Annotated in this window: 1 protein-coding gene; it reads right to left on the reverse strand. The window is 64.7% G+C overall.

The window, feature by feature from the left end; all coding sequences use genetic code 11:
- Window positions 1–231: hypothetical protein (locus tag CVH10_RS22410; RefSeq protein WP_219925014.1), on the reverse strand; the 231-nt coding region annotated here is incomplete at its 3' end.
- Window positions 232–255 lie beyond the last annotated feature (24 nt).

Genomic DNA, 255 nt, shown 5'->3' on the forward strand with positions numbered 1-255 from the left:
AAGCAGAAATCCGGCGATGCTGCCGACGAAGTGCGACAAGTCGATCAGGATCGGGGACACCACGCCTGTCAGCTGACGCAGTCGACCGTCGAACTCGGGCGTCCCCGCAGAGGCCAGCATTAGCGCGCCTGCGCCAAAGGCCAGCACAGCAAAGATCTGGGGCGTCAGCTCGAAGGCCAGTCCCGCCAGTCGGCGGATCAGACCGGATGTATGCCGGGGGCGGCTGGACAAACGTGGCCTCTCGAATCGCGGATC

The organism is Halomonas sp. ND22Bw, from assembly GCF_003011945.1.
GTDB classification, from domain to species: domain Bacteria; phylum Pseudomonadota; class Gammaproteobacteria; order Pseudomonadales; family Halomonadaceae; genus Halomonas; species Halomonas halophila.